At 40.0% G+C, this 24493-nt stretch carries 23 protein-coding genes and 1 other annotated feature; of the genes, 1 reads left to right on the forward strand and 22 read right to left on the reverse strand.

Features of this window, described 5'->3' with window-relative positions:
* Nucleotides 1-75: 75 nt before the first annotated feature.
* The 14 genes from ileS to pbp2b all read right to left on the reverse strand — a co-directional run bounded on the left by ileS (nt 76) and on the right by pbp2b (nt 15762).
* The gene (ileS, locus tag MK482_RS07155; protein ID WP_153219954.1) at nt 76-2868 is read right to left on the reverse strand and encodes an isoleucine--tRNA ligase; all 2793 of its coding nucleotides are present in this window, start codon (nt 2866-2868) and stop codon (nt 76-78) included.
* Between the two features lie 45 nt (nt 2869-2913).
* Nucleotides 2914-3125 (reverse strand) — a binding site (T-box leader).
* Nucleotides 3126-3911 (reverse strand): DivIVA domain-containing protein, encoded by a 786-nt coding sequence (locus MK482_RS07160; RefSeq protein WP_268718365.1) that lies wholly within the window; start codon nt 3909-3911, stop codon nt 3126-3128.
* 8 nt (nt 3912-3919) lie between these two features.
* Complete coding sequence (locus MK482_RS07165) at nt 3920-4711, reverse strand: RNA-binding protein (protein WP_268718366.1); 792 nt, start codon at nt 4709-4711, stop codon at nt 3920-3922.
* Nucleotides 4708-4968: a YggT family protein gene (locus MK482_RS07170; RefSeq protein ID WP_268718367.1), complete on the reverse strand. Its 261-nt coding sequence runs from the start codon at nt 4966-4968 to the stop codon at nt 4708-4710. Before MK482_RS07170 ends, MK482_RS07165 begins: the two co-directional genes overlap by 4 nt.
* A complete protein-coding gene (locus MK482_RS07175; RefSeq protein WP_153219957.1) occupies nt 4968-5498 on the reverse strand; it encodes a cell division protein SepF in 531 nt (176 codons plus the stop codon). The genes MK482_RS07170 and MK482_RS07175 overlap by 1 nt, the downstream gene beginning before the upstream one ends.
* A gap of 9 nt (nt 5499-5507) precedes the next feature.
* Nucleotides 5508-6179: a YggS family pyridoxal phosphate-dependent enzyme gene (locus MK482_RS07180; RefSeq protein ID WP_268718368.1), complete on the reverse strand. Its 672-nt coding sequence runs from the start codon at nt 6177-6179 to the stop codon at nt 5508-5510.
* Nucleotides 6180-6182: 3 nt separating this feature from the next.
* The gene (ftsZ, locus tag MK482_RS07185; protein WP_153219959.1) at nt 6183-7433 is read right to left on the reverse strand and encodes a cell division protein FtsZ; all 1251 of its coding nucleotides are present in this window, start codon (nt 7431-7433) and stop codon (nt 6183-6185) included.
* Nucleotides 7434-7450: 17 nt separating this feature from the next.
* Nucleotides 7451-8830, reverse strand: coding sequence for a cell division protein FtsA (gene ftsA / locus MK482_RS07190; RefSeq protein WP_045611159.1), 1380 nt, complete (start codon nt 8828-8830; stop codon nt 7451-7453).
* 214 nt (nt 8831-9044) lie between these two features.
* Nucleotides 9045-9749 carry a TIGR02206 family membrane protein gene (locus tag MK482_RS07195; protein ID WP_115904069.1) on the reverse strand — a complete coding sequence of 235 codons (705 nt, stop codon included), beginning with the start codon at nt 9747-9749 and terminating at the stop codon, nt 9045-9047.
* 90 nt (nt 9750-9839) lie between these two features.
* Nucleotides 9840-10451: an NUDIX hydrolase N-terminal domain-containing protein gene (locus MK482_RS07200; protein WP_153219960.1), complete on the reverse strand. Its 612-nt coding sequence runs from the start codon at nt 10449-10451 to the stop codon at nt 9840-9842.
* On the reverse strand, nt 10438-11811 hold the full coding sequence (locus tag MK482_RS07205; RefSeq protein WP_268718369.1) for a UDP-N-acetylmuramoyl-tripeptide--D-alanyl-D-alanine ligase: 1374 nt from the start codon (nt 11809-11811) through the stop codon (nt 10438-10440). The genes MK482_RS07200 and MK482_RS07205 overlap by 14 nt, the downstream gene beginning before the upstream one ends.
* An 85-nt stretch (nt 11812-11896) precedes the next feature.
* A complete protein-coding gene (locus MK482_RS07210; protein ID WP_268718370.1) occupies nt 11897-12940 on the reverse strand; it encodes a D-alanine--D-alanine ligase in 1044 nt (347 codons plus the stop codon).
* Between the two features lie 172 nt (nt 12941-13112).
* Nucleotides 13113-13709: a recombination mediator RecR gene (gene recR / locus MK482_RS07215; RefSeq protein ID WP_000966754.1), complete on the reverse strand. Its 597-nt coding sequence runs from the start codon at nt 13707-13709 to the stop codon at nt 13113-13115.
* A gap of 10 nt (nt 13710-13719) precedes the next feature.
* Nucleotides 13720-15762 carry a penicillin-binding protein PBP2B gene (gene pbp2b, locus MK482_RS07220; RefSeq protein ID WP_326845881.1) on the reverse strand — a complete coding sequence of 681 codons (2043 nt, stop codon included), beginning with the start codon at nt 15760-15762 and terminating at the stop codon, nt 13720-13722.
* A gap of 254 nt (nt 15763-16016) precedes the next feature.
* Here pbp2b and MK482_RS07225 point away from each other — a divergent pair, with 254 nt between their 5' ends.
* Nucleotides 16017-16868, forward strand: a complete 852-nt coding sequence (locus MK482_RS07225; protein ID WP_136937297.1) for a MurR/RpiR family transcriptional regulator — start codon at nt 16017-16019, stop codon at nt 16866-16868.
* Between the two features lie 109 nt (nt 16869-16977).
* Here the strand turns inward: MK482_RS07225 and MK482_RS07230 are convergent, their stop codons facing one another.
* The 8 genes from MK482_RS07230 to MK482_RS07265 all read right to left on the reverse strand — a co-directional run bounded on the left by MK482_RS07230 (nt 16978) and on the right by MK482_RS07265 (nt 24353).
* Nucleotides 16978-17874, reverse strand: a complete 897-nt coding sequence (locus MK482_RS07230) for an ROK family protein (protein WP_136937298.1) — start codon at nt 17872-17874, stop codon at nt 16978-16980.
* A 17-nt stretch (nt 17875-17891) separates the two neighbouring features.
* Complete coding sequence (locus tag MK482_RS07235) at nt 17892-18809, reverse strand: dihydrodipicolinate synthase family protein (protein ID WP_268718372.1); 918 nt, start codon at nt 18807-18809, stop codon at nt 17892-17894.
* 172 nt (nt 18810-18981) lie between these two features.
* Nucleotides 18982-19626, reverse strand: coding sequence for a DUF624 domain-containing protein (locus MK482_RS07240; protein WP_268718373.1), 645 nt, complete (start codon nt 19624-19626; stop codon nt 18982-18984).
* Between the two features lie 19 nt (nt 19627-19645).
* Nucleotides 19646-20098 carry a YhcH/YjgK/YiaL family protein gene (locus MK482_RS07245; RefSeq protein ID WP_153219966.1) on the reverse strand — a complete coding sequence of 151 codons (453 nt, stop codon included), beginning with the start codon at nt 20096-20098 and terminating at the stop codon, nt 19646-19648.
* Nucleotides 20099-20269: 171 nt separating this feature from the next.
* A complete protein-coding gene (locus MK482_RS07250; protein WP_033676563.1) occupies nt 20270-21109 on the reverse strand; it encodes a carbohydrate ABC transporter permease in 840 nt (279 codons plus the stop codon).
* Nucleotides 21110-21124: 15 nt separating this feature from the next.
* Nucleotides 21125-21991, reverse strand: a complete 867-nt coding sequence (locus tag MK482_RS07255) for a carbohydrate ABC transporter permease (protein WP_153198773.1) — start codon at nt 21989-21991, stop codon at nt 21125-21127.
* 221 nt (nt 21992-22212) lie between these two features.
* Nucleotides 22213-23541 carry an ABC transporter substrate-binding protein gene (locus tag MK482_RS07260; RefSeq protein ID WP_268718374.1) on the reverse strand — a complete coding sequence of 443 codons (1329 nt, stop codon included), beginning with the start codon at nt 23539-23541 and terminating at the stop codon, nt 22213-22215.
* Nucleotides 23542-23654: 113 nt separating this feature from the next.
* A complete protein-coding gene (locus MK482_RS07265) occupies nt 23655-24353 on the reverse strand; it encodes an N-acetylmannosamine-6-phosphate 2-epimerase (protein WP_268718375.1) in 699 nt (232 codons plus the stop codon).
* Nucleotides 24354-24493: the final 140 nt, after the last annotated feature.

Genomic DNA, 24493 nt, shown 5'->3' on the forward strand with positions numbered 1-24493 from the left:
CAATTCATTTGAACCGCTTTTCTTCTCATTTATGAATATACAAAAACCACAAGGAAATCCTTGTGGTTACACAACTTATTTCGCTTCAAACCCTTCTGCGACTGCTTCCGCAAAGTTTTCTTCTACGATGCTTGCACAGTGGTCACAGATGACTGCGTGGTAGCTGCGTTCTGCTGTTGTTGGGTCGATACGACGGCAACGGTCACATACATCACCTGCAGCGCGTTCAACTGTAAAGGCTACATCTTCGAAGCTAACGGCAGCTTCTGGAGCTGGTCCTTCTGCGATGGTCAATTCAGACACGATTAAAAGTTGAGCTACATTGCTGTTTACTGCTTCGAGCAGAGTTTTCACCACTTCATTTGGGTAAACTGTCAAGTGTGCTTCAAGTGATTTCCCGATAACTTTGGCATTACGCGCTTCTTCCAAGGCTTTTTGAGCTTGTCCACGGAAGTCCATGAAGGCTGCCCATGTATCCAAGATTTCCTCTTGATTAGCAAAAGTTTCCGCTTCTGGCAATTCTGATAATTGAACGAAGTCTTCAGCTTCAAACTCAAGATATGACCAGATTTCCTCTGCTGTGTGAGGAAGGATTGGTGTCAAGAGTTTGGTAATTTTCACAAGAATATCATAGAAAACAGTCTGCATTTGACGGCGTTCCAGTGATTTGGCACCTTCGATATAAACAACGTCTTTAGCAAAATCAAGGTAGAAGGCTGACAAATCAACGTTGATAAAGTTCACCAAGGCCTTGTAGATTGTCAAGAATTCAAAGTCCGCATAGGCATCACGAATGGTCTTGACAAGTTGGTTAAATCGAATAGTCATGTACTTATCAACTGAACGAAGTTCTTCGTAAGCTACTGCATCCACAGCTGGGTTAAAGTCAGATGTATTGGCAATCAAGAAACGAAGGGTATTACGAATCTTACGGTAAGTTTCAGAGACTTGGCTCAAGATATCCATAGAAATACGCACGTCATTGCTTGAGTCAACACTTGTTACCCAGAGACGCAAGATTTCAGCACCAAATTGTTTTTCAACATCACTTGGAGCAATGGTATTTCCAAGAGATTTAGACATCTTCTCACCTTTACCATCAAGGGCAAAACCTTGTGACAAGATTTGTTTGTAAGGTGCTACGCCATGGTTGGCAACAGATGTGATGAGTGAAGAGTTGAACCAACCACGGTATTGGTCAGAACCTTCTAGGTAAAGGTCTGCTGGGTAAGTCAACTCTGGACGGTTTACAACAACTCCATTCCATGATGAACCTGAGTCAAACCAAACGTCCATGATATCTGTTTCTTTTTTGAACTCACCATTTGGTGAACCTGGATGAGTAAATCCTTCTGGCAAGAGGTCCTTAGCATCACGTTCCCACCAAATGCTTGAACCATGTTCCTCAAAGAGTTGAGCTACGTGTTCAATAGTTTCAGCAGTCATAATCGCTGTACCGTCTTCAGCGTAGAAGATTGGAAGTGGAACACCCCAAGCACGTTGACGAGAGATAACCCAGTCGCCACGGTCACGAATCATATTGTAAAGACGGACTTTACCCCATTCTGAGTGGAATTTCACTTTTTCAATTTCATCCAAGATTTCTTGGCGGAATTTAGAAACTGAAGCAAACCATTGTGGAACTGCACGCCAGATGATTGGTTTCTTAGTACGCCAGTCAAATGGGTATGAGTGAGAGATTTCTTCTTGAGCAAGAAGGAGGTTACCAAGTTTCTCGATAACAGTTGGAACTACCTTTTCGTAGAACTGACCTTCAAACTCAGGACCAGCATTCTTCATCATGATACCACGTTCGTCAACAGTCACTGCGACTTCAAGACCATTAGCAATACCGACATTGTAGTCATCCTCACCAAAACCAGGGGCTGTATGGACGATACCTGTACCAGAATCAGTCGTAACGTGGTCACCAAGGATAACCAATTCATCTACAGCTGTATCCCATGGGTGTTCTGTTACGATATGATTCAACTCTTGACCACGGTAAGTTGCCAAAACTTGAACATCAGCCCAGCCAAATTTCTCAGACAAGCTAGTCAACAATTCTGCAGCAACCACAAACTTACGAGCTTCACCAGCAGGTTGAACCAAAACGTAATCAATATCTGCACCAACAGTCAAACCACGAGAAGCTGTGATGGTGAATGGAGTTGTTGTCCAGACTACGATATAAGTATCTGTATCTAGAACACCTTTGCCATCTTTTACCTTGTTGGCATAGTAAAGAGAAGTTGAAACCAAATCATGGTATTCAATCTCCGCTTCAGCAAGAGCCGACTCAGATGACCAAGACCAGTAAACTGGCTTTGCACCACGGTAGATATAACCTTTATTGGCCATCTCACCAAATACACGGATTTGAGCTGCTTCATAGTCAGGAGTCAAAGTCACATATGGATTTTCCCAGTCACCAGAAACACCCAAACGTTTAAAGTCTTCACGTTGTTTATCTACTTGAGAGAGAGCGTATTCACGGCAAAGTTTCAAGTACTCAACCAAGTCCATTTCTTTGCGTTTAACACCTTGTTTTGCCAAAACTTGCTCGATTGGCAGACCATGAGTATCCCAACCTGGGATAAATGGTGCGTAAAAACCTGACATTGATTTTGAACGAACAATGATATCTTTTGAAATCTTGTTCATAGCGTGTCCAACGTGGATATTTCCGTTCGCGTATGGAGGGCCATCATGCAAGGTGAAATGAGGTTTTCCTTGGTTCAATTCTTGACGACGTTGATAAAGTTTTGCATCTTCCCATTCCTTTTGCCAAACTGGCTCTTTGGTAGGAAGGCCTGCACGCATTGGGAAAGCTGTTTTCCCAAGGTTAAGGGTATCTTTGAGTTTCATAGTATCTCCTTTATAAATAATAACAAATTAAAAACCACGACTTCTAAAAAGGACGAAAATCGTGGTACCACCTTTGTTCGGAAAAAGATCTAGTCTTTCTCCCTCTTTTCCCGTAACGTGGGGAACGTCAAATCTTACTAGCTTCAGACTTGAGTTTTTGAGAGGATAATCTTATCAATAGGGATTACAGGACTCACACCATCTCCTGCTCGCTGGAAATATAAGGATAAGATATTGTTCTCACATATCACTATTCATTATAAGATAAGGACAGATTCTTTATTTGTATCTTCCTCATTCGATGAAGGACCTTCGACTTCAACTGGCTCTAAATGTTCTTCCACATAATGATGTTGTTGAGCTTCAAATTCAGCTAATTCTCTATTACCAGCCTCAATTCGAGCTTGTAACTCAGCCATTTCTTCAGGTGTAAATTGACGAGTCATATCGATTGGTTCTTCTTCTGGTTGTGAATATACCGATTCACCAAGAACTTCACCAACAACTTCTTTAAATGCTTCATCACTTGTCTGAAGATAGGTAGCTGTTGGGCGCAGAATATCTTCCCAATCTGATGATTCAACAATTGCTAACTGGCTCTCAATTGTAGATTTGAGACGTTGGTGGAAGACACGGCTCTTGTTCTTCAATTCTTCAGTCTCAACAGCAACTTTCTTAGCATTATCAGTAGCTTGACGCAAGATCTCATTAGCCTTATATTTTGCTTCTTCAAGCAAACGCTGTGAATCTTGTTCTGCCTGTTGGATAATATTATTAGAACGATCTTGAGCAGCTTGTTTTACACGCTCTGCCGTATCTTGAGCAATCAATACTGATTGACTCAAAGAATCTTTCATCTCATCAAAGTAAGACAAACGTTCTTCCAAGCTCTTGATATGCAACTCTTTATCATGATTGCTTCGAACTAAATCTTCATAATCACGAACAACAATTTCAAGAAATTCTTCAACTTCTTCTGGATCAAAACCTCTAAATCTTGTACCAAAGGTTTTATCTTTAATTTCTAATGATGTAATTGGCATATTATTCCTCACTTACTTAATAATAATTGAATGCTTAATTTTATCTTATCCTTCTTAGTCTGACCATTGTCTCTAACAACTTTCAGACGTCCAAACTTTCTCACACTAATCAAATCTCCAACTGAAATCTGGTAGTCACTTTTTTCAACCAGATGATAGTTTACTTGGACAGATTTTTTATCTATCAGTTGACAAGCTTGATTTCTAGATAATTTCAAGGCACTTGATAAGAGGGCATCCAATCGAAAACTCGAAACTAAAATTTCTTGTTCTCTATAGTCAATTTTAGATATAATCCTATCGGTAAAAGGACGTTCCTCCAGCGATACAGGAAGTTTGCCAATCTTTTTTATCCCGTCTATAAAGAGGGGAATGAAATGACGATTAACAAAAATCTGTGCTCTCTTTTCATCTACCAAGATATCACCAAATAATTTACGGTCAATTCCTAACTGATTGATGATTGTTCCTAATATTTTACCATGACTTAGTTTCTCAAACTTACTCGGATAATCAATTTCCAATAAGGCTATCTCAAAATCTGCTAGTTCTGGTTTAAAGTAGTCTGGATACAGAATAAGACGAATGGACTCTGTTTGAAGTATGTCACCACTACTTTGACATCCTAATCCATGAGTTCTAGCTAAAACCTTTAGTATCTGTTCCTGATGAGGATTGATAAATGGGGTGAGAATAGGAGCATAAGTGTTCTCCACCCTCTTAATCCATTCCAATCCTTTATCAATAAATGGAATATCAGCATGCGAAAAATGTTGATAGATTTCCTGATCTACTTTCATAGAAACAACAAGATCCGAATTAGAAAACTTCCAATAAATTGGATTAGAATAATGGCTATCCAGACAGTAAAATCGAGACCACCAAATTGTAAATTCAGTTTACGAAGAGGTTCTATAACTGGACGAACAAGGCTGATGATTAGACGACCTAATGAACTATCATAGGCGTTTGGAAACCATGAAAGAAGAGCAAATGCTATTAGAATGAATGAGTAAATTCTCACTGCATTTTGGATTAAGTGGATTAAAAAAATCATTATCTTGCTCTATTTCGTTTAATATCAAAACCAAACTCAGCACTTTGTGAATCATCAGAAAGTTTGATATCTTCAATATTCACAACGACATTGACAGGAGTCAATAGATACATTGTACTAGCAACTTTCTTCATATTACCCGCTAAAACATGACGAGCACCATCTAAATAATCTAGACAACGTCGGGCTTGAACTTCTGTCATGTATTGGAAATCAATCAAAATACTTTCATTTCCAGCTAGTAAATCAACAATTTCAGTTGCATCCTCATATTTTCTAGGATAGCGAACATCAATTGTCACCTTATCTTCTGTACGTTGACTCTGCATGGCTAACTCCTGCTGACGCGCATGTAAACGAGTGATATTAGCGTCTTTCACTGGTGCTGACTGAATAGGTGTTGGTAATTCTTTAGAAGCTGAAATTGACGGGCTAGCCACCTCTTCTTGTTGAGGTTGATAACTAGTTGTTTCTTCTCCATCTTCTGTAAAATAATCTATAAATCTATCAAATCTATCTTTTAAAGACATAGCTCTCTCCTATTTAAAAAATGCTGTACCAATTCGAACAAAAGTAGAGCCAAACTGAATCGCTTCTTTAAAATCACGACTCATTCCCATACTAATATCTGTCATCGGCATATTAGAGATTTGTTTTTCTCTAATTTCTGCTTGCAAAGTCTGTGTTTCCTTGAAAATCCGTTTCAACTCATCACTATCTGCATCAAAAGGAGCCATGGTCATTAAACCAACATACTCAATCTGATCTAACTCAGCCAAAGTAGGCAAAACTTCTAGTAATTCATCTTTTGAAAATCCGTGCTTACTCTCTTCTCCAGATATATTAACTTGCAAGAAACACTTAACAACATGATCTGTTCTTTTTTGAATTTCCTGAGCTAATTTTAAAGAATCTAAAGCATGAAAGTAATCCACAAAAGGGATTACCTCTTTCACTTTCCGTCTCTGCAGTGTCCCTATTAAATGCCAAGTGACTGGAAAATCTTTTAAAGCATGATATTTTTCTAAAAATTTATCAACTCTATTTTCACCGATATGTTGGACGCCAAGCGGAAGCAATGCCGCCGCTGTTTGGACATCTACATATTTTGTCACTGCAATAACTGAAACAGAATCTAGATTACGGTCGGCTTCTTGACTCGCATCAGCAATTTGCTGAAAAATCAATTCAGTATTTTTTTCTAAATTCATTTATTAACGATTTTTGAAGAATGGAGGAGTTTCTAACTCATCCTCATCTTGTGAAACTGGAACTTCAAAACGTTCAACTGGTGAAACAACTGAGTCAGTCTGACGGACAATTGACTCCCTACGTAAATCCCAGTTACCAAATGCAGAGGTTTGATTTGTTTCAAAACGACGAGAACTAGTTTTTGGTAACTCAGCTGTCTCTTCCATGTCAAAATGACGTTCAACATGTTGAACATGTGAAGGTTCACGATGTACAGGTTTATTAGAAGTTTTCACTCCAACTACTTTTTCAACATTTTCTTGACGAACACCAGTCGCTACAACTGTAACACGGATTTCATCTTTCATATTTTCATCGATTGATGTTCCGAGCCAGATGTTCACTCCTTGACCAGCCGCTTGGTTGACGATTTCTGAAGCTTCTTCTGCTTCAATCAAAGTCAAGTCAAGTCCACCAGTAACGTTGACGATGACATCCTCAGCACCGTCAATAGTTGTTTCAAGAAGTGGTGAGTAGATTGCCTTACGAGCTGCTTCTACCACACGTTCTTCACCACTACCGATACCGATACCCATTAGGGCGTTCCCTTTATTTGCCATAACTGTTTTCACATCGGCAAAGTCAAGATTAATCAAACCAGGATTTGTAATCAAGTCAGTAATCCCTTGAACACCTTGGCGAAGTACGTTATCTGCTTCGCTAAGAGCTTCAAGAAGCGGAGTTTTCTTATCAACAATTTCAAGCAAGTTGTTGTTTGAAATAATCAATAGAGTATCTACATGCTCACGAAGTTGATTGATTCCTTCTACAGCATACTGACCGCGTTTGCTTCCTTCAAAACCGAAAGGACGTGTCACAACACCAACTGTAAGCGCACCTAAATCTTTAGCAATGCGGGCAATAACAGGAGCTGCACCAGTACCAGAGCCACCTCCCATACCTGCAGTAATGAAGACCATATCTGCTCCAGTAATAGCTTGAGTCAAGGCTTCTTCGCTTTCTTCAGCTGCCTTTTGACCAACTTCAGGTCGACCGCCAGCACCCAAACCACGAGTCAATTTAGGGCCTAACTGAATTACAGTCTCAGCTTTTGTACTACTCAAAGCTTGTACATCTGTGTTTGCTGCGATAAATTCTACGCCTGCAACACCTTCGTCAACCATGCGGTTAATGGCGTTACCACCACCCCCACCAACACCGATTACTTTAATAACTGCACCTTGAGCTGCTGCTGTATCAAATGAAAATGTCATAGTTTATTTTTCCTCTTTTATTCATCAAACATGCTTCCGATTAAGCCACGGAAACGATCTGCGATTTTTGGTTTATTTTGAGAAGATACTTTATCTTCTTTTGGAGCAACTACGTTCGTAGAAGCTGATTGCTCTACCTCAGTATTTTGAACTGGTTGAATAGGGGTAGGTTGTGCTACCTGCGTAACGCGTTGAATCATCCCACCAAAATTAATAGGTTGGTGACGCAAAGTATCCTCACCCTTGACTGCTCGTTGCGCTAACAAATTCACTTCAGTCAATTGACCAGCAAATTCAGACAAGCTAATCACATGAGCGAAGGCAGGATTACGGATTCCAACTTGATTTGGAACGTAAAGTTTGACACCAACGCCAAATACTTCCTGTGCAAGTTCTACAATACCTGGTAAAATAGCATTTCCACCAATCAGAACAATCCCACCAGGAAGATCCAACAAATGTCTTCTTTCCAACTCTTGTTTAATCTGTTCAAAAATGTGTTTAATGCGAGCTGAAATAATCTCTGCTAGGTAGCTTTCTGTAACTTCTACAGGCTCTACTTCACCAATCACTTCAACTTGGAAAGTTTCATTGCTAGCAAGTGATGGGTAGGCTTCACCATAGTTCAATTTCAATCCTTCAGCTAGTTTTTGTGAAGTCTTCAAGACTTTAGAGATATCTTTTGTGACATAATCTCCACCTTCTTGAAGAATATTTGTAAACTGGAGTTCTTGGTTACGGATTGTAGCAACAGTTGTTTGACCTGCTCCCATATCAATCACAGTAGCTCCAAATTCACGCTCTCCTTCGTTCAAGACTGAACGAACCAAAGCCAATGGTGAAATAATAATATTTTCAACTTGAACACCTGAGCGCTCAACTGTCTTACGTAAATTGTGAAGAATAGTACGTGGACCTGTGTAAAGCAAACCGCGCATTTCAAGACGAACACCCATCATGCCACGCGGGTCACGAATACCTTGGAAACCATCTACGATAAATTCTTCTGGAATAAAAGTAATGACTTCACGATCTGGTGTCATACTCTTTGTCAAAGCTGATTTGACAACATTTTCTACATCTTGGTCTGTAATTTCTTTTGTATCAGATGTAACTGGAATCATTCCTTGAGTTGGTTCTACCTGCAAAAGATTTCCAGGCAAGCCAACATTCACTGATTTAATTGAAATGCCTGCTTTCTCTTCTGCTTGGGAAATAGCTGACTTGATAGCAGTTGCTGCTGCTTCAATATCAACGATAATCCCATCCTTTACACCTTTACTCTTGGCATTACTTACACCAATTACATTAAGTTCACCATTTCTAAGCTCGGCAACCAGTACTTTAATCGAATTAGTTCCGATATCTAAGCCTGTAAAAAAACCATCTCTAGCCATTACATCGCATCCTCTCTCTTCCAAGTTTCAAACTTCTATTCAATATAGCTAAAATAGGGCATAGCTATTCACAGAATATTATAACACAAAAAATCCAATCGTGCTTAGTTTTTCCTAAATTTACTTACCATTTTTTCACATTCGCTCATCAAATTTTTTTATTTTCCAAACAAGTTATAAAAAATCAGATTTATGAAAAAAAGAAAGCTCATTTCTAAGCTTTCTTTGCAATCATTTTTTCTGCTTCTTGTTCTAAAAACAGTTCCAAAATTTTCTTTGTCAACGTAATCGCTGCTGATAAGGCCAGGGAAACGATTAAATAATTGGCTACTAAGCCATGGTCTCCAACCAATGGTGGTTTAGTCAAGAATCCGTAATCTCCGCCTGTTACTAAATTGACCACAAAAATCAAGGCATTTAGTGCAAAGGTCATGAGAAAAATTCCCTTCACATCCAGCAGTCGTGCGTTATACTGTCTCAATAGATAAACTAAAGAGTTCCCCAAGAGAGCTAAGTGGCCAAAGATAAAGGATAAAATCGCAATATGAGGGAAAGGATAGGCATCTGGCACTGGATAAACAAAGGCTGCTAATGTCCCAAATGTTCCTAGTAATGCAAAATACTGCCTATATTTAGACTGACCAGGAAGCAAAAGCACCACAAACATAGCCATACGGCAATGGTAAAAAGGTAAACTTTCTGATAGCGGCATATGATTGATCCAGTACCAACCATAAAGGAGGATTAACTGAACTGCCTGTAAACTCTGGAAAAATCGTTGGTAAGCCTTCTTTTCACGATAGCGATAGGCTGTATAAAAAGTTAAGGCTAAGAGTGTAAATATACTGACATACCAAAAAAGGTCAAATTTGGGTGGCTCTGTTGCTTGGGTCGTAAAGAAAATATCCCATAAATTCATCTAGTCTTCCTCATGATTCAAAATTTTCCTGCATTTTATTATACCATGCTACTTAAGAAAAATGAATTTAAAAATACGATAATCATCTTCTTAGTCAAGATATTGCTCCCTCTGACCTTGATAAACCTGCCAAAGAATCTCTATTTGCTCCTTGGTAATGCGTTTTTCAGATAAGGCTGGTAGTTGGTCAATGGCAAAAAATTGAAGGTCAGCAATTTCTTGATTTTCTTGGAATTGTCCATCAAGAAGCTTACATTCAAAAACAAACTTTGCATATTGCTTGCTCTGTAGTTGGAAACGATTTGTATCAAAAACAGCTAGTAGTCTTTCTACTTTAGCTTCAAAACCGGTTTCTTCTTCAATTTCCTTGAGAATATTTTCAGTTGGTGAATAACCGACCTCGCCAAAGCCACCTGGCAAAGCCCAATCATTCTCTCCTTGTCCCCTAACCAGACAAATTTTTTCATCCTCAACTATCCAAGCACGGACGTCCATTAAAGGAGTCGCATAAGCGGAGGTCGGTTTCAAGAGTTCTGCCACTTCGTCTGCATCAAGGTCTGATACCTGATTCAACATTTCAGATAACAGACTTCGCAAGTCTTCGTAGCGCTCACGGTCAAAAGGATCTTTTGTAAAGGTTAAGCCAGTATCTGTAAGGGCAATCATTCTTTGCAGATACTTAACAAAATCACTTGTCTTCATTTTCTAAACTTTCTACCAACTTGGCTAGGTTCATAGAGTTAGAGCCTTTGAGCAAGATTTGGTCATTAGCTCCTAGACTTTCCTTGACCTGCTTAACTAGGTCTTCAAATTGGTCTTGGTCTTCTGTTTTCTTGAAGTAGTAAACGTGGCCGATTGGGAACATTTGACTGGCCAGTTGGGCCAATTCAGCAATGTCTTCTCCATAGAAAATAACGGTATCAAGCACATCTGGTGAGAGGCTCAAAATCATCTGGTTATGGAGCTGAACAGACTGGTCACCGAGTTCCTTCATGTCCGCCAAGACAGCGATTTTTTTGCCACCTTCGTTGACTGGAATAGCCGAAAAAGTCTCTAAAATCAACTTCATAGCAGTTGGATTGGCATTATACACATCTGATAGAATATCTGCACCATTGGCTGCTTTCTTCCACTCAGTACGGTTACGCGTCAATTCAAGATTTTGGAAGGCCTGACGAATTTGCTCCTCTGAAACTCCTTCTTGTAGGGCAACATAGGATGCAATCATGGCATTAGTAGCATTGTACTTACCAGTCACTGGCAAATCAAGGGCTTGTTTTAAGAAATTAGCTTTAAAGGTCAGACTATCCTTACGTTCTACCATGTCAGTAATTTCCAACTCTGCCCCTTGCCCAAAACGAACTACCTTTTTATCAGTTGGTAAGTAGTCCTCTACAATCGGATCTGCTGGTGCCAAGAGCAAGGAATTCGAAGACATCCCGTCTGCAATTTGCATTTTTCCTTTAGCAATCTCAGAACGGTCTTTGAAAAAGGCCAAATGGGCTTCTCCAACCAAGGTCACGATGGCTGTTTTTGGACGAGCCAATTCAGACAAGAGATGAATATCGCCCAAGTGATCCTGCCCCATCTCCAAGACCAACTTTTCTGTTCCTTCAGGCATATGGAGAACTGTGTAAGGAAGACCAATCTCATTATTGTAGTTGCCTTGTGTTTTGTAAGTTTTGTAGGTTGTTGATAGCAAGTGAGCTAACATATCCTTGGTAGTTGTTTTACCATTTGAACCCGTAACCGCAAAGACATCAACAGTCGTTTTTTCAAGATAGTAGGCTGCTAGTTGCTGAAAGGCAGTCAGAACATCATCTACTAGAATATAGGGATGATTTGCAACCTCTTTCTCAGACAGGGTTACAGTAGCGCCATTTTCAAAAGCTGTTTCGATAAAGTCATGACCGTCACGCGCACCTTTGAGGGGCACAAACAAGTCCCCCGTCGCGATTAAGCGACTGTCAAACTCAGCCTTCTCTAACTGGGTGTTCTCAAAGATGCTGATATCATTTTTAGCTCCAACAGCTTGAGCAACTTCATGGATTGTTAATTTCATTTCTACTCCTTTAAAAAGGGTCGAAGTCCGAGAACTCTGATCACCTTGCAGTGATGGTTCTGGCTCCTACCCTCTCTTTCATTTTTTATAGCAAATGAGCTTCGTGCTTGTCAAAACTTTCCTTGGCAAGGTCAACCAAACGCTCGATTAGTTCTGGGTAGCTGATTCCCATATTGTCCCAAAGTAGTGGGTACATAGACCACTGGGTGAAACCTGGCATGGTATTAAGCTCGTTTAGGAAAACCTCTCCCTTATCTGTATAGAAGAAATCGCAACGAGACAGACCAAGGCCACCAATCGCACGGAAGGCAGTTTCTGCATTTTGACGCATGACAGCTACCACATCATCACTGATTTTGGCTGGGATGTCCATAGTAATCTTGTTGTCAATATACTTGGCATCGTAGTCATAAAAGTCAACATCCTTGACAACTTCTCCTGGCAACGTGCTCTTGACATCGTAGTTGCCCAAGAGACCAACCTCGATTTCACGGGCATTCACTCCTTGCTCAACCAAGACACGACTGTCATATTGGAAGGCAAGTTTCAAGGCTTGACGGAGTTCTTCTTGATTTTCAGACTTAGAAATACCGACACTTGAACCCATGTTTGATGGTTTTGTGAAGACTGGATAAGTCAATTTTTCTTCAACCTCGGTGATTTTAGCAGTCACATCATCGCCTTCAACGATAGCCACATAAGGAACTTGGGCAATCCCGACAGATTCTAAGACACGCTTAGTGGTGATTTTATCCATGGCAAGACTTGATGACAAGATGTTGCAACCAACGTAAGGCATTTTCAAAACTTCAAGGAAACCTTGAACAGAGCCATCTTCTCCCATCGGACCGTGAAGGACTGGAAAGACCACTGCTCCTTCTTCGTAGATGGCACTTGGTGCAACTTTCTTATCCCAATCAATGGTTTCATTGGTCATAAGACGATCCTCTTGACCTGGAGTCTGGCTAAATTCTTGCGTTTCAATAAAATCACCAGACTGGCTGATGAAGAAAGTCTTGACTGTGAAACGGTCGTAGTTGACCGCACGCATCACACTCTCAGCTGAAAGAACAGAGACTTCACGCTCTGCACTACGCCCACCGTATAAAAGAATAATCGTTTGTTTCATATGATTTGTTCCAATTCTAATAGAATGCTCGTTCTTTAGTATATCATATTTGCTTCTTTTTTGAAACTTGAACCTGATACTGGTCTTCAATATATTTAAAAAGAGAACGATAAAAAATATCGGTCTCCGTGATTTTTGTATAAATGAATTGAGTGTATTAATTTGTTTAGACTTACAACTCTGTTCGATTTTCAATGGCTCGTAAGAGTGTCACTTCGTCCGCATACTCAATGTCCGCTCCCACAGCGAGGCCTCGTGCTAGGCGCGTAACCTTGATGCCAGCTGGTTTGAGCAAACGTGAAAGATACATCGAAGTTGCTTCGCCATCTGCTGTGGCATTGGTTGCTACGATTACCTCTGAAACTTCACTATCCATCAGACGAGTCATAAGGCTCTTGAGATTGATATCGTCCGGACTGATACCATTCATGGGAGAAATGAGTCCATGTAAGACATGATAGAGTCCATGGTATTCTTGGATATTCTCCATGGCTGCCACATCGCGACTATCTTCGAGAACTAAAATCGTTGTCTGGTCACGAGTCGGATCGGTACAGATAGAGCAAGGATCGTCATCAGTCAAACGACCACAGATGGAACAGTAGGTCAGCTCTCTCTTAGCAGAAAGGAGATTTTTAGCAAATTCATTGACATCGTCATCAGACATTCCAATAGTATAAAAGGCCAGACGGGTAGCCGTCTTAATCCCGATACCCGGTAACTTCGAATAACTGTCAATTAGCTTGGCAATAGGTGTTGGATAAAGCATAAGTTCCTTTCTAATTCATTGGATGATGTTGATTATAGAGGTTGATAATATCGCGCGCAATGGAAGGTCCGACACCATTTGTAAGATTGGTGTTATGCGGAAAGACAACTGCTACAGCAATTTGAGGATTATCTGATGGTGCATAGGCCACGGCATTGGTATTATTAGCTTTTTGCCCCCCATTAACATAACTTTCGGCGGTACCTGTTTTTCCGCTGATTGATACGGCTGCGCCATTTGAAAAGGAACGACCTGTTGTCAAAGCACTACCACCATGTGAAACTTGATAAAATCCTTGTTGCAGAATAGACATATCTGATTCTGAGATATTAATCTTATTCATTTCTTTGCTAGTCGTCTCTTGAAGCAAATTGCCTAAGCCACCTTGCTCATTATTTTCATAAATCCCCTCCACAATGTGAGGAGCTAGACGAACTCCATTATTTGCAATGGTAGCGACATACTGAGCTAATTGCATCGGTGTGTAATTATCAAACTGGCCAAAAGCATTATTAATATAATTAGCCAAATCAAATTCTTTTGGTGTAAATCCTGTCGATTCATCTGGAAGATCAATTCCAGTCGAAGATCCAAGTCCATATTCTCCAAAGGTCGAACGTAATTTACCCATAGCAGCCTCTAATTGCCCTGTTGCAACCGTCATATTTGGTTGATAGGTCTGGCCCATGATTCCAAGAGCGGTTTGAACCATGTAAGTATTAGATGAATACTCCAAGGCTTCCACAGCTGTAATAGGAAAAGATCCATATGCCAATGTATACCAAGAATTAATTGGAGCTGAACCTTGGAAAACAATGGGCTGATCTGTTAAGGTTTGGTTTCCTGATAAAACACCATTTTCCCAACCTGAGCTGATGGTAGCGGCCTTAACTACTGACCCTGGTACAAACACGTTGGTGACTGTCCCTAAGGAATCTGAACTCAATTTACCTGACTCAGTATCATGCTTGATACCAGACATAGCAAGGACGGCCCCTGTTTTAGGATTAAGTGCTACTGCATACACTCCTTCAGAATATCTAGCTCCTCCGTTACCCAGCTCCGAATTAAAATAACTCTTAAGTAGATCATCCACCCCATTTTGGAAAGCTAGGTCAATCGTTAGTTTGATGTTGTTTCCTTTGCTTCCTTCCTCTACATTTTCAACACTTTCCATGTTGCCATGTTTATCAAGGTGCACTTCTTTAACAGAACGTTTTCCCTGTAGTACTTCTTCGTACTGCTTTTCAAGATACGAAGTCCCCACTCGGTCATTTAGAGAGTAGCCTTTTTTCAAATAAGCATCCACTTCCTCTGCTGGAAGACCTGATTTTTCACTTGATACACTACCTACAATTGAAGACAAAGAAGTATCTAGGACTTTTCTATCCCATGAAGTAGAAATACTAATTCCTGGTAAGTCTTTGGATGCCGAAGCGACAAGGGCAACCTGTGTATCATCTAAAGAATCTGTTGTGATTGTTCCTGTAGCAAAATTTTCAACAGCATTTAACTGACTAAATAAATAAATTTCTTTTTTCTGATCATCAGTATAGTTGAGCTGACTCACATCAACACTTTCCACCGCATTGTTATAGAGAGTCGCTTCCGAAAGAAGATTTCCATCCGAATCTAAACGCTTATCACGTGGCAAAGTATCGACTATTTTTTTATAAATTTCTTGGTCAGCCAAGTAATAATCAGCAATCTGACGGTCTGTGAGATTAGGAGAGCTGACATTCACATAAGTAAGAAGTTTTTTTGCAGTCTCTTTGAGTTCAGCTGCCGTCATCTTGTTAGTCCTTGTAAAAGACACAACTTGCTTGATGGTATTTTCAACAAGAGGTTTCCCCGTTGCATCGTAGATTTGTCCTCGAGCCGAACTAGTTGTCACTCTTGTTTGACTTGCTGATGCTAATTTCGTTTCGTAAAAGTCTTTATTTAATACCTGCATATAAAGTAGACGACCAATAATCGTCATGAAAAGCAAGATAACTATTCCAAATAGTAGGTTAAGTCGAATCGGAATCGAATGACTGTTAAATTTCCTCATACAGCTATGTCTCATTTCTAGAAAAATTTCCACCTTCTATCCCATTTTCACAAAAAATTACAAAATTTGAAAGAAGATTATTACTCTTCATTGTATCATATTTTAAGGAGAAACTCTTAGAAAAATCGATACCTTTTTTTGACTTTTAATTGAAAATGGCTTTTTATGTTTTTATCTATTCTTCTATGATATAATGATAATAACAGTTAGGGAATTGTCAACTTTTAAGCGGTTGACTCATGAAAAGGAGCCCCATGAATAAGCCAGACATTGCATCCATTATCGATCTTCATTTTGAAGAATTAACAGATTTAGAGCAAGAAATCGCTCGTTATTTTTTGCAAGCTGAAACCATTCAAGATGACCTTTCCTCCCAACAGGTCACTCAAAAATTACATATCTCTCAAGCTGCTCTGACCCGCTTTTCTAAAAAGTGTGGTTTTACAGGCTATCGAGAATTTATTTTCCAATACCTGCACCAAGCAAAGAAACAGGAGACTCATTCTCACAATCATAGTCCTTTAACCAACCGAGTTCTTCGAAGCTATAGTCACATGCGGGAACAAACACAGGACTTGATTGACGAAGAACAACTAGAACGAATCGCCCAGTTAATCGAAGATGCTGATCGTGTCTACTTCTTTGGAACAGGTAGTTCTGGCCTTGTCGCCCGTGAAATGAAACTGCGCTTTATGCGTCTAGGTGTGGTCTGCGAGTCTTTGACAGATCAAGATGGCTTTGCCTGGACAACCAGCATTATGGATGAAAATTGTCTAGTACTTGGTTTCTCACTTTCTGGCTCAACTCCTTCTATTTTAGATAGTCTATTAGACGCGAAAGAGATGGGGGCAAAGACTGTACTCTTTACAAGTGTTCCCAATAAAGATAGTCAGGCCTATACGGAGACTGTTCTTGTAGCCAGCCACAGCCAGCCTTCCTACATTCAACGAATATCCGCTCAACTTCCTATGCTCTTCTTTATCGATTTGATTTATGCCTACTTTTTGGAAATCAATCGTGAAAGCAAGGAGAAAATCTTTAATAGCTACTGGGAAAATAAAAAACTCAATGGTTATCGTAAACAAAAACGTGTAAGAAAATCCTAGTTTGGTCTAGCCAAACTAGGATTGTTTTGTCTTAATACTCTTCGAAAATCAAATTCAAACCACGTCAGCTTCGCCTTGTCGTACTCAAGTACTGCCTACGGCTAACTTCCTAGTTTGCTCTTTGATTTTCATTGAGTATAAAATGATAATAAGCACCCAACATACCTGCTGTATTTTGATGATGAGCAAATTCTAATCGTGTTTTTTCAGCTAGGCTTGGAACCAAGGCTTCTTTCAAGGCTGTACGGATTTTGGGTTTGAGGATTGCCTCTTGTCCCATAATACCGCCACCGAGAATGACTACTTCTGGATTGGCCACATAGCAAATATTTGCCAGACCTTTTCCTAGATAGTCTACCATACGGTCAATACCAGCCATACAAATCTTGTTACCTTCAGTGGCTTCCTTAAAGATGCGTCGGCCATTCCACTGATCAACATCTTCTCCATGTGCTTCAGCTACATATTTTACTAAAGCTGTGGTAGAAGCCAAATCTTGGAACGCTCCATCCTGCATATGCATATAACCAACTTCGCAGGCTGAATTGCTAAAACCATGGAAGACTTTCCCATCCATAATCAAGCAACCACCGATACCTGTTCCAATAGTCAAGCAAAGGGTGACACTCGCTCCCTTTCCTGAACCAGATACTGCCTCAGCCAGACCTGCACAGTTGACGTCATTCTCAATTTCACAAGGAATCGCAAAGCTAGTCTCGATTTCCTTTTTGAACTGGGTGCCTGCATAGTTAGGGATTTGAGGCCCAGCATAGAAAATCTCACCCTTATCAGGATCCACCATTCCTGCAGAAGAAATGGCAACACCTGCTACTGGGCCTTGTTCTAAATAACTGGCTACGATATCTTTGGTCTTTTGTAAGATATGAGGTCCACCTTTATGCGCCTCTGTTGGCATTTCATGCGATTCAACAAGTTGACCTTCTTCGTCGATCAAACCATATTTGATGTTGGTTCCACCGATATCAATTGCAACGTAGTGTGTCATAAATACCTCCTTATGGATTAGAGGAAGCGCTCCTTGGTTTCACGAATCAAGGCTGCAGCTGCTTCTACAACTGGACGATCTTCTTCAGTCACTGGTGTTAATGGTGAACGAACAGAACCAATATTCAATCCCTCATTGATTTTCAAGACTTCCTTAATCACACCATACATATTTCCATGTGCAACAGTCAATTTGCCAATGATTGCATTGATAGCATATTGCAATTCACGTGCTGTTTCCAAGTCTTTGTCAGCAATCAATTGGTTGAGTTTCAAGAAGAGTTCTGGCATAGCACCATATGTACCACCAATACCAGCTTTAGCACCCATAAGACGACCACCTAAGAACTGTTCATCTGGACCGTTGAAGACGATATGGTTTTCGCCACCAAGGCTCACAAAAGTTTGGATATCTTGAACTGGCATAGAAGAGTTCTTCACACCGATAACACGTGGATTCTTCAACATTTCAGTATAAAGACTTGGAGTCAAAGCAACTCCTGCCAATTGAGGAATGTTGTAAATCACGTAGTCTGTATTTGGAGCTGCAGAACTGATATCGTTCCAATATTTAGCAACTGAGTATTCTGGCAAGCGGAAATAAATCGGCGGAATCGTTGCAATAGCATCTACACCCAAGCTTTCCGCATGGCGAGCAAGTTCCATACTGTCTTTGGTATTGTTGCAAGCAACATGGGCAATAATAGTCAATTTACCTTTGGCAACTGCCATGACTTCTTCTAAGATTAATTTACGGTCTTCAACGCTTTGGTAGATACATTCACCAGAAGAACCATTGACATAAAGACCTTGAACACCTTTATCAATGAAGTATTGAACCAAGGCACGTGTGCGCTCTGGGCTTACTTCTCCTTGATCATCATAACATGCGTAAAAGGCTGGAATGACACCTTCGTATTTTTTTAAATCTGACATAGATTTTCTCCTAAGTTTTCTTTTTTTCTGCTAACAGCAGGATTTATTCTTTACGTGTTTAGTATACACCTTGTGAAAAACGCTTTCAATATCTTGTGTACACTTAGATTTTAGTTTCGATATGAATTTTGAAATGTTTATGGCTTGAAAGTAGTTTCAGAAACAGGCCATGCTATTGGTATTTTGCGAAAATTTTCTCCATCAATCCAGTCTGGATAAAGACCAAGAGTCCAAACCCAAAAAGCAGGAAGGCTGAGCCACCTAAAAGTAAACTGAAGGCGGACAGATAAAGAACCATCACAATGAGAAAGAGAATAACTAACATGAGAAAGAACCAAGGAAAGTTAAAACTTGCCAAGATAAGTCCTTTTTGTAGCACTTCTTTCCAAGTCAAATCATAGCGCGCAGCGATGGGATAGCTAGCCAACATCACGATAGTGAGGAAGGTAAGAACTCCTAGACAGATAGCTTTCACCATTTGGAAAGGCATAGCTGTCTGCCCCCAAAAGAGATAGAGGTCTAGAAGGCTTAATGATACAATGCCCAACTCAAGCAGACCTAACTGAAGACCTAGTTTCAGATTTTGCTTGAAAGCTCTTAGATAGATTTTAAAGACAGGCACACGTCTACTCTTCTTAATCTCAAACATGGTCTCGTAGAGGCTTATTTTAGCCACTCCAATCGTCACGATGGGCAAGCAAGAGACAACAAAAAGAAGATTGGCTGTCACGATATCCAAGACCTTCTCACTAAAACGCATGAGAAAGTTATCCGTATCAAATGCTGCCTTGATAAGGCTTACTCCTTTTTGTGCCATGTTGGCTCCTCCTGATTTTTTAATCAATCAAAATTTTAAAGAGATATTTGCGAACCTTCTCTTCCATACCTGCATAGCCATTTGGCTGGTGAGGTTCTCCTGGGAAGAAAATCGCAAAATTGTGATAACCCAACAAGAGTGGGTAATGTTCATGACAATGGACAAAGCCAATGTCACTTGCTTCGTCGAATGCTACTGCCTCGTCTTTGATACGTGAACCGTAGCTCGAATATTCATGCCCATCTACCAGCAAATGCAAGTCAGCATAGTTCTGATGATGCTCAAATTGATCATTTTCAGCTTGATTGAGGACATTTTCTTGAACAACTAGAAAGACCTTGTCCCCGTCAATCTCATACTTACCTAATTCAAATGAATCTTTACGATGCTGGTAGAGATAGTCGATAGCCTTGTCTAGATTGGGATGAATCCCTTTGTAAAAGGTGATGTTTTTCAAATCGTCAAAAATCATACTCTTTCCTTCGTTTCTGATAGTTAACTAAAATCATTCTTAAGTTGATAAGTGTCTAACAAAATATCTAAGGTAAGCAAATACCCAACATTTTGTAGACACTTATAACCTCTATATTTCCATAGCATGTCAAGACCACTTCCGCAATCTTGACACACCAGTTTACTTTTCTTAACCTTTAACCGCTCCCATAGTAATACCCTGAGTGAAGGATTTTTGGAAGACTAGGAAGACTGTTACGATTGGAACTGCTGCAAGAGCGGCACCTGCCATGATCAAACCATAGTTGGTTGCCATTTCAGCTTGCATAGTTGCAACCCCAAGTGAGATGGTCAAGTTTTGACGTGAAGTTAACATAACCAACTGCATGAAGTAGTCATTCCAAGTATTGATGAAGGTAAAGATTGCAAGGGCTGCAAATCCTGGTTTCACAATTGGGAAGGCTACGCTCCAGAAAGTACGAATCTCACCACAACCGTCGATTTTAGCTGACTCAAGCAACTCTGTAGGGATATTCTCACTGAACTGTTTCATGAGGAAGACCCCGAATGGCCATCCAATCAAAGGCAAGATAACTGCCCAAAGAGTATCATGGATTCCCATGAAGTTGACGATACGTACCAATGGTACAAGGACAACTTGTTTTGGAAGTGCCATGGCTGCAATGAAGATTGCAAAAAGAATACGTTGGCCATAGAAACGTTTTTTAGCTAGTACATAACCTGCTAGAGAAGAAGTCGCACAGACTAAGAACATGGTTACCAATGAGATAAACACAGAGTTCCACATCCACTGCATTGCAGGGTTTTGCACCATGAGTTGTTGGAAATTTTCCATGGTTGGCATTTTAGGGAACCATTGTGGTGGAATAACGATTGTATCAGGTTGTGACTTGAAGGCACCTGTCAAAATCCAGTAGAACGGAAAGATGAACAGCACGGTCAACAAGAGCAAGATAATAGTTGAAATAACAGTGAAAGCTGTTAAAGGTTTCTTTTGTGTAGATTGCATAGCTGTCTCCTTTCTTTAATATTCTACGTCGTTTCCAAGTACTTTAAATTGAACAAAGCTTACGATAGCGATCATCACTGCCAAGAAGACGCCGATAGTGTTTGCATAACCGTATTCTGTCAATTGGAAGGCTTTTTCGTAAAGGTAGTACATAAGTGTACTTGTTGAGTAGTTTGGACCACCAGATGTCAACAACTGAATCAAGGCGAAACACTGGAATGAGTTGATTGTTGTAATGATTGCGATGTAAAGTGTTGTTGGAAGGAGGCTAGGCCATTTAATCTTCCAGAAAACTTGCAATTCAGTCGCACCGTCAACCCGAGCTGCTTCCACCAATGAATTGTCAATATTTCCCATGGCAGCGATATAAAGGATAATCGGCTGACCAACAGATGTAGTCAAAAGGATAATCATAATCGCCATCAACGCCCAGTTTTTATCTCCCAACCAAGAAATGTTTTGGCTGATGATGTGGCTTGACTTAAGGACAAAGTTTAGAATCCCTGATAGTGGGTCATAAATCCATTTCCAAACAACTGTTACGGCAACACTACCTGTTACAACAGGAAGGAAGAAGACGAAACGGTAGAAGGATCTGGCAATGGCATTTTGATGATAGGTCTGAGATGCTACAAAGAGTGAGAATAGAACAACAACTGGTACAGATCCAATAACCAGAATAACGGTATTGATCAAAGACTTCATAAAGACAGGGTCTTTAAACATGCGAACATAGTTGTCCAAGCCTACAAACTCAAATTTAGTCATTGAGTAGTTAAAGAAACTTGTAATGAATCCCATAATCATAGGAGCCAATACAAAGATGACAAAGAAGAATAATACTGGTGCTAGGAAAGCGTAGGAAATCACTGTTTCCCGCATACGAATTTTATTGACTTTCACAGTCGGCACCTCTCTTTCACAAATAGAATATTTTGGATTTTCTTGAACTGTTTTAAAATCAAAATGAAATTTTTTAAGATTCGCTTATGTAAGAACTTCATTTTAATTTCGTGACAGTTCCTTACATTTCAAACAAAATCCTCCCTTTTCTTACATAGACTATGCACAGGGAAAAGGGAGGAGTCAATCTGATTTAGTGCTTATTGTTTTGTAGCTTTTTTAATTGTTTCGTTAGCTTTTTCAGTGAAGGCTTTCAAAGCGTCCGCTGGTTTTTCGTCACCATTTGATACAGATTGCAACATTGGGAACCAAAGTGTTCTCATTTCAGCAAAACCATTGATAGTGTTGTAGTATGGTGAGTAGTATTTAGTCCAACCACTGATTGTTTCCATACGTTTGTCTTCATAAAGTTTGCCAAATGAAGTACGAACTGGGAAGGCACCTGTACGAACAACGTCTTTTGGACCCCATTCTTTGTCATCCGCGATAAATTGAACGAATTTCTTAGATGCTGCAACTTTCTTGTCGTCTTTGTTGTTGAATACTGCAAATCCATTTACAAGGTATTCAAGAGCTGGTTTACCTGAATCTGATGGGAATGGTACTTCTACCACTTCTACTTTACTTGCTTCCAAGAGTTTAGCTTGGATACCGTTTTGAGCTGGTGCCCAAAGGATTGTGTAAGATGTTTGACCGTTGGCAAAGTTTTGGATATCTGCTCCACCGTCAAATTGTGAACCATTGTTCAACAAACCGTCTTTGATCCAGCTAGCTGCTTTTTCAAGACCTTTGACGAATTTAGGATCATCAGTTGTATATTTTGTTACATCTTTATCTGTTACAGAAGCTCCATAAAGGTTTGAGATGAAGGCACGTGTTCCTTGGTCTCCCCCTTGACCAGAACTGAACAATGAACCTGGTGTGTAGCCTTTATCTTTAAGTGCTTTCAAAACTTTTTCAAAATCATCAGTAGTCCAACCTTCTTTTACAAGGTTTGCAACTCCAGCTTCTTCCAACATTTTCTTGTTCATAGCCATGTAGAATGGTGCTGAACTGATTGGATACATGTAAGCTTTGTCTCCAGCTTTACTTGCTTGTACAATGTTTTCATTGTTAACATCTTTGACGAATTCGTCTGTGAAGAGGTCGTTCAACTCAGCCAATTTACCGTTTTTACCGTATTGGATGATACGTCCTGGTGCGTCAAAAAGTACGTCTGGAGCTGTTCCTGCTTCGATAGCTGTTGTGATTTTTTCAGGACCAGATTTGAAGTCGATGGTTTCCAATTTCACTTTTACATCTGGATTTGCTTTTTCAAACGCTTCAATGATTGATTTTTCATATGTTCCAACACCGTCACCAGTTTTTTCTTGGGTGAAGACTGGGAATGCCCACCAAGTGATTTCTGTTTTTCCACTATCACTACCAGATTTTCCAGCATCTTTACTTCCGCCAGAATTTCCACAAGCAGCAAGGCCAAGAACCGCAGCACCCGCAAGTACTGTACAAGCTAGTTTTCTAAATTTCATTTGTATTCTCCTAATTGATAAGCGTATCCATATTGGATAATGAGTTCTTTGTATTTGTATACGTTTTTATTTCATCCGACGCATCCACCACTCTCCTCTGTTTTGAGATTGTGTTATTTGAGACCAGCAACAAAGCGTTCTGTAATCTCTTTTGGTCTAGTAATAGCGCCACCAACAACAATACCTCGCACTCCATATCCTAGGATTTGTTTGGCTTGTTCTGGTGTATGAATTTTTCCTTCTGCAATGACATCTACACCAGCATCACAGAGTTTTTTGATTAATTCAAAATCGGGACCATCCACCTTTGGACTGTAAGATGTGTATCCTGATAAGGTTGTTCCGACAAAGTCGATTCCTGCTTCAACGGCTGCCAATCCTTCCTCGAAAGTACTTGTATCAGCCATCAAGAGCTGGTTAGGATATTTTTCCTTAATCTGACGAATGAACTCTTGAATCTCCAAACCATCGTAGCGTTCACGCTTGGTACAATCCAGAGCAATCACCTCGATGTCGAGTTCTGCCAATTCATCAACTTCTTTCATAGTAGCCGTGATGAATGGTTCTTGTGGTGGATAATCTCGTTTTATTATCCCAATAATTGGAAGGTTTGTGACCTCCTTGATTTCCTTGATATCGCGAACACTATTTGCTCGGATACCGACTGCTCCACCTTGCTCAGCCGCTTTGACCAGCAAGGGAATGACTCCTCCTGCTTCTGTATAGAGCGGTTCGTGAGGAAGGGCCTGACAAGAAACGATGATTCCATCTTTGATTTGTGCAATCAAGGCTTCTTTAGTAATCTGTGGCATCCTCTTTCCTCCTTTTCTTTGTTCTTATGAGTTCATTATATATTATTTTTAAAGCGCTTTCAATACTTTGTGGTAGAATAGATTTCAGTTTCAAAAGTATTTTATAGAACAGCTGTTTCTGAAAGTAGTTTCAGCTCGAT

The sequence above is a fragment of the Streptococcus mitis genome, from assembly GCF_026782865.1.
GTDB classification, from domain to species: Bacteria; Bacillota; Bacilli; order Lactobacillales; family Streptococcaceae; genus Streptococcus; species Streptococcus mitis_CG.

Coding starts and splice junctions, on each gene's coding strand:
- MK482_RS07210 (WP_268718370.1), bottom strand. CDS start 12,940: ATGAAACAAACGATTATTCTTTTATACGGTGGGCGTAGTGCAGAGCGT.
- pbp2b (WP_326845881.1), bottom strand. CDS start 15,762: ATGAGGAAATTTAACAGTCATTCGATTCCGATTCGACTTAACCTACTA.
- recR (WP_000966754.1), bottom strand. CDS start 13,709: ATGCTTTATCCAACACCTATTGCCAAGCTAATTGACAGTTATTCGAAG.
- MK482_RS07200 (WP_153219960.1), bottom strand. CDS start 10,451: ATGAAGACAAGTGATTTTGTTAAGTATCTGCAAAGAATGATTGCCCTT.
- MK482_RS07235 (WP_268718372.1), bottom strand. CDS start 18,809: ATGTCAGATTTAAAAAAATACGAAGGTGTCATTCCAGCCTTTTACGCA.
- MK482_RS07255 (WP_153198773.1), bottom strand. CDS start 21,991: ATGCGGGAAACAGTGATTTCCTACGCTTTCCTAGCACCAGTATTATTC.
- MK482_RS07175 (WP_153219957.1), bottom strand. CDS start 5,498: ATGTCTTTAAAAGATAGATTTGATAGATTTATAGATTATTTTACAGAA.
- ileS (WP_153219954.1), bottom strand. CDS start 2,868: ATGAAACTCAAAGATACCCTTAACCTTGGGAAAACAGCTTTCCCAATG.
- MK482_RS07170 (WP_268718367.1), bottom strand. CDS start 4,968: ATGATTTTTTTAATCCACTTAATCCAAAATGCAGTGAGAATTTACTCA.
- MK482_RS07205 (WP_268718369.1), bottom strand. CDS start 11,811: ATGAAATTAACAATCCATGAAGTTGCTCAAGCTGTTGGAGCTAAAAAT.
- MK482_RS07225 (WP_136937297.1), top strand. CDS start 16,017: ATGAATAAGCCAGACATTGCATCCATTATCGATCTTCATTTTGAAGAA.
- ftsA (WP_045611159.1), bottom strand. CDS start 8,830: ATGGCTAGAGATGGTTTTTTTACAGGCTTAGATATCGGAACTAATTCG.
- MK482_RS07180 (WP_268718368.1), bottom strand. CDS start 6,179: ATGAATTTAGAAAAAAATACTGAATTGATTTTTCAGCAAATTGCTGAT.
- MK482_RS07195 (WP_115904069.1), bottom strand. CDS start 9,749: ATGAATTTATGGGATATTTTCTTTACGACCCAAGCAACAGAGCCACCC.
- ftsZ (WP_153219959.1), bottom strand. CDS start 7,433: ATGACATTTTCATTTGATACAGCAGCAGCTCAAGGTGCAGTTATTAAA.
- MK482_RS07265 (WP_268718375.1), bottom strand. CDS start 24,353: ATGCCACAGATTACTAAAGAAGCCTTGATTGCACAAATCAAAGATGGA.
- MK482_RS07160 (WP_268718365.1), bottom strand. CDS start 3,911: ATGCCAATTACATCATTAGAAATTAAAGATAAAACCTTTGGTACAAGA.
- MK482_RS07240 (WP_268718373.1), bottom strand. CDS start 19,626: ATGGCACAAAAAGGAGTAAGCCTTATCAAGGCAGCATTTGATACGGAT.
- MK482_RS07250 (WP_033676563.1), bottom strand. CDS start 21,109: ATGCAATCTACACAAAAGAAACCTTTAACAGCTTTCACTGTTATTTCA.
- MK482_RS07245 (WP_153219966.1), bottom strand. CDS start 20,098: ATGATTTTTGACGATTTGAAAAACATCACCTTTTACAAAGGGATTCAT.
- MK482_RS07260 (WP_268718374.1), bottom strand. CDS start 23,541: ATGAAATTTAGAAAACTAGCTTGTACAGTACTTGCGGGTGCTGCGGTT.
- MK482_RS07230 (WP_136937298.1), bottom strand. CDS start 17,874: ATGACACACTACGTTGCAATTGATATCGGTGGAACCAACATCAAATAT.
- MK482_RS07165 (WP_268718366.1), bottom strand. CDS start 4,711: ATGAAAGTAGATCAGGAAATCTATCAACATTTTTCGCATGCTGATATT.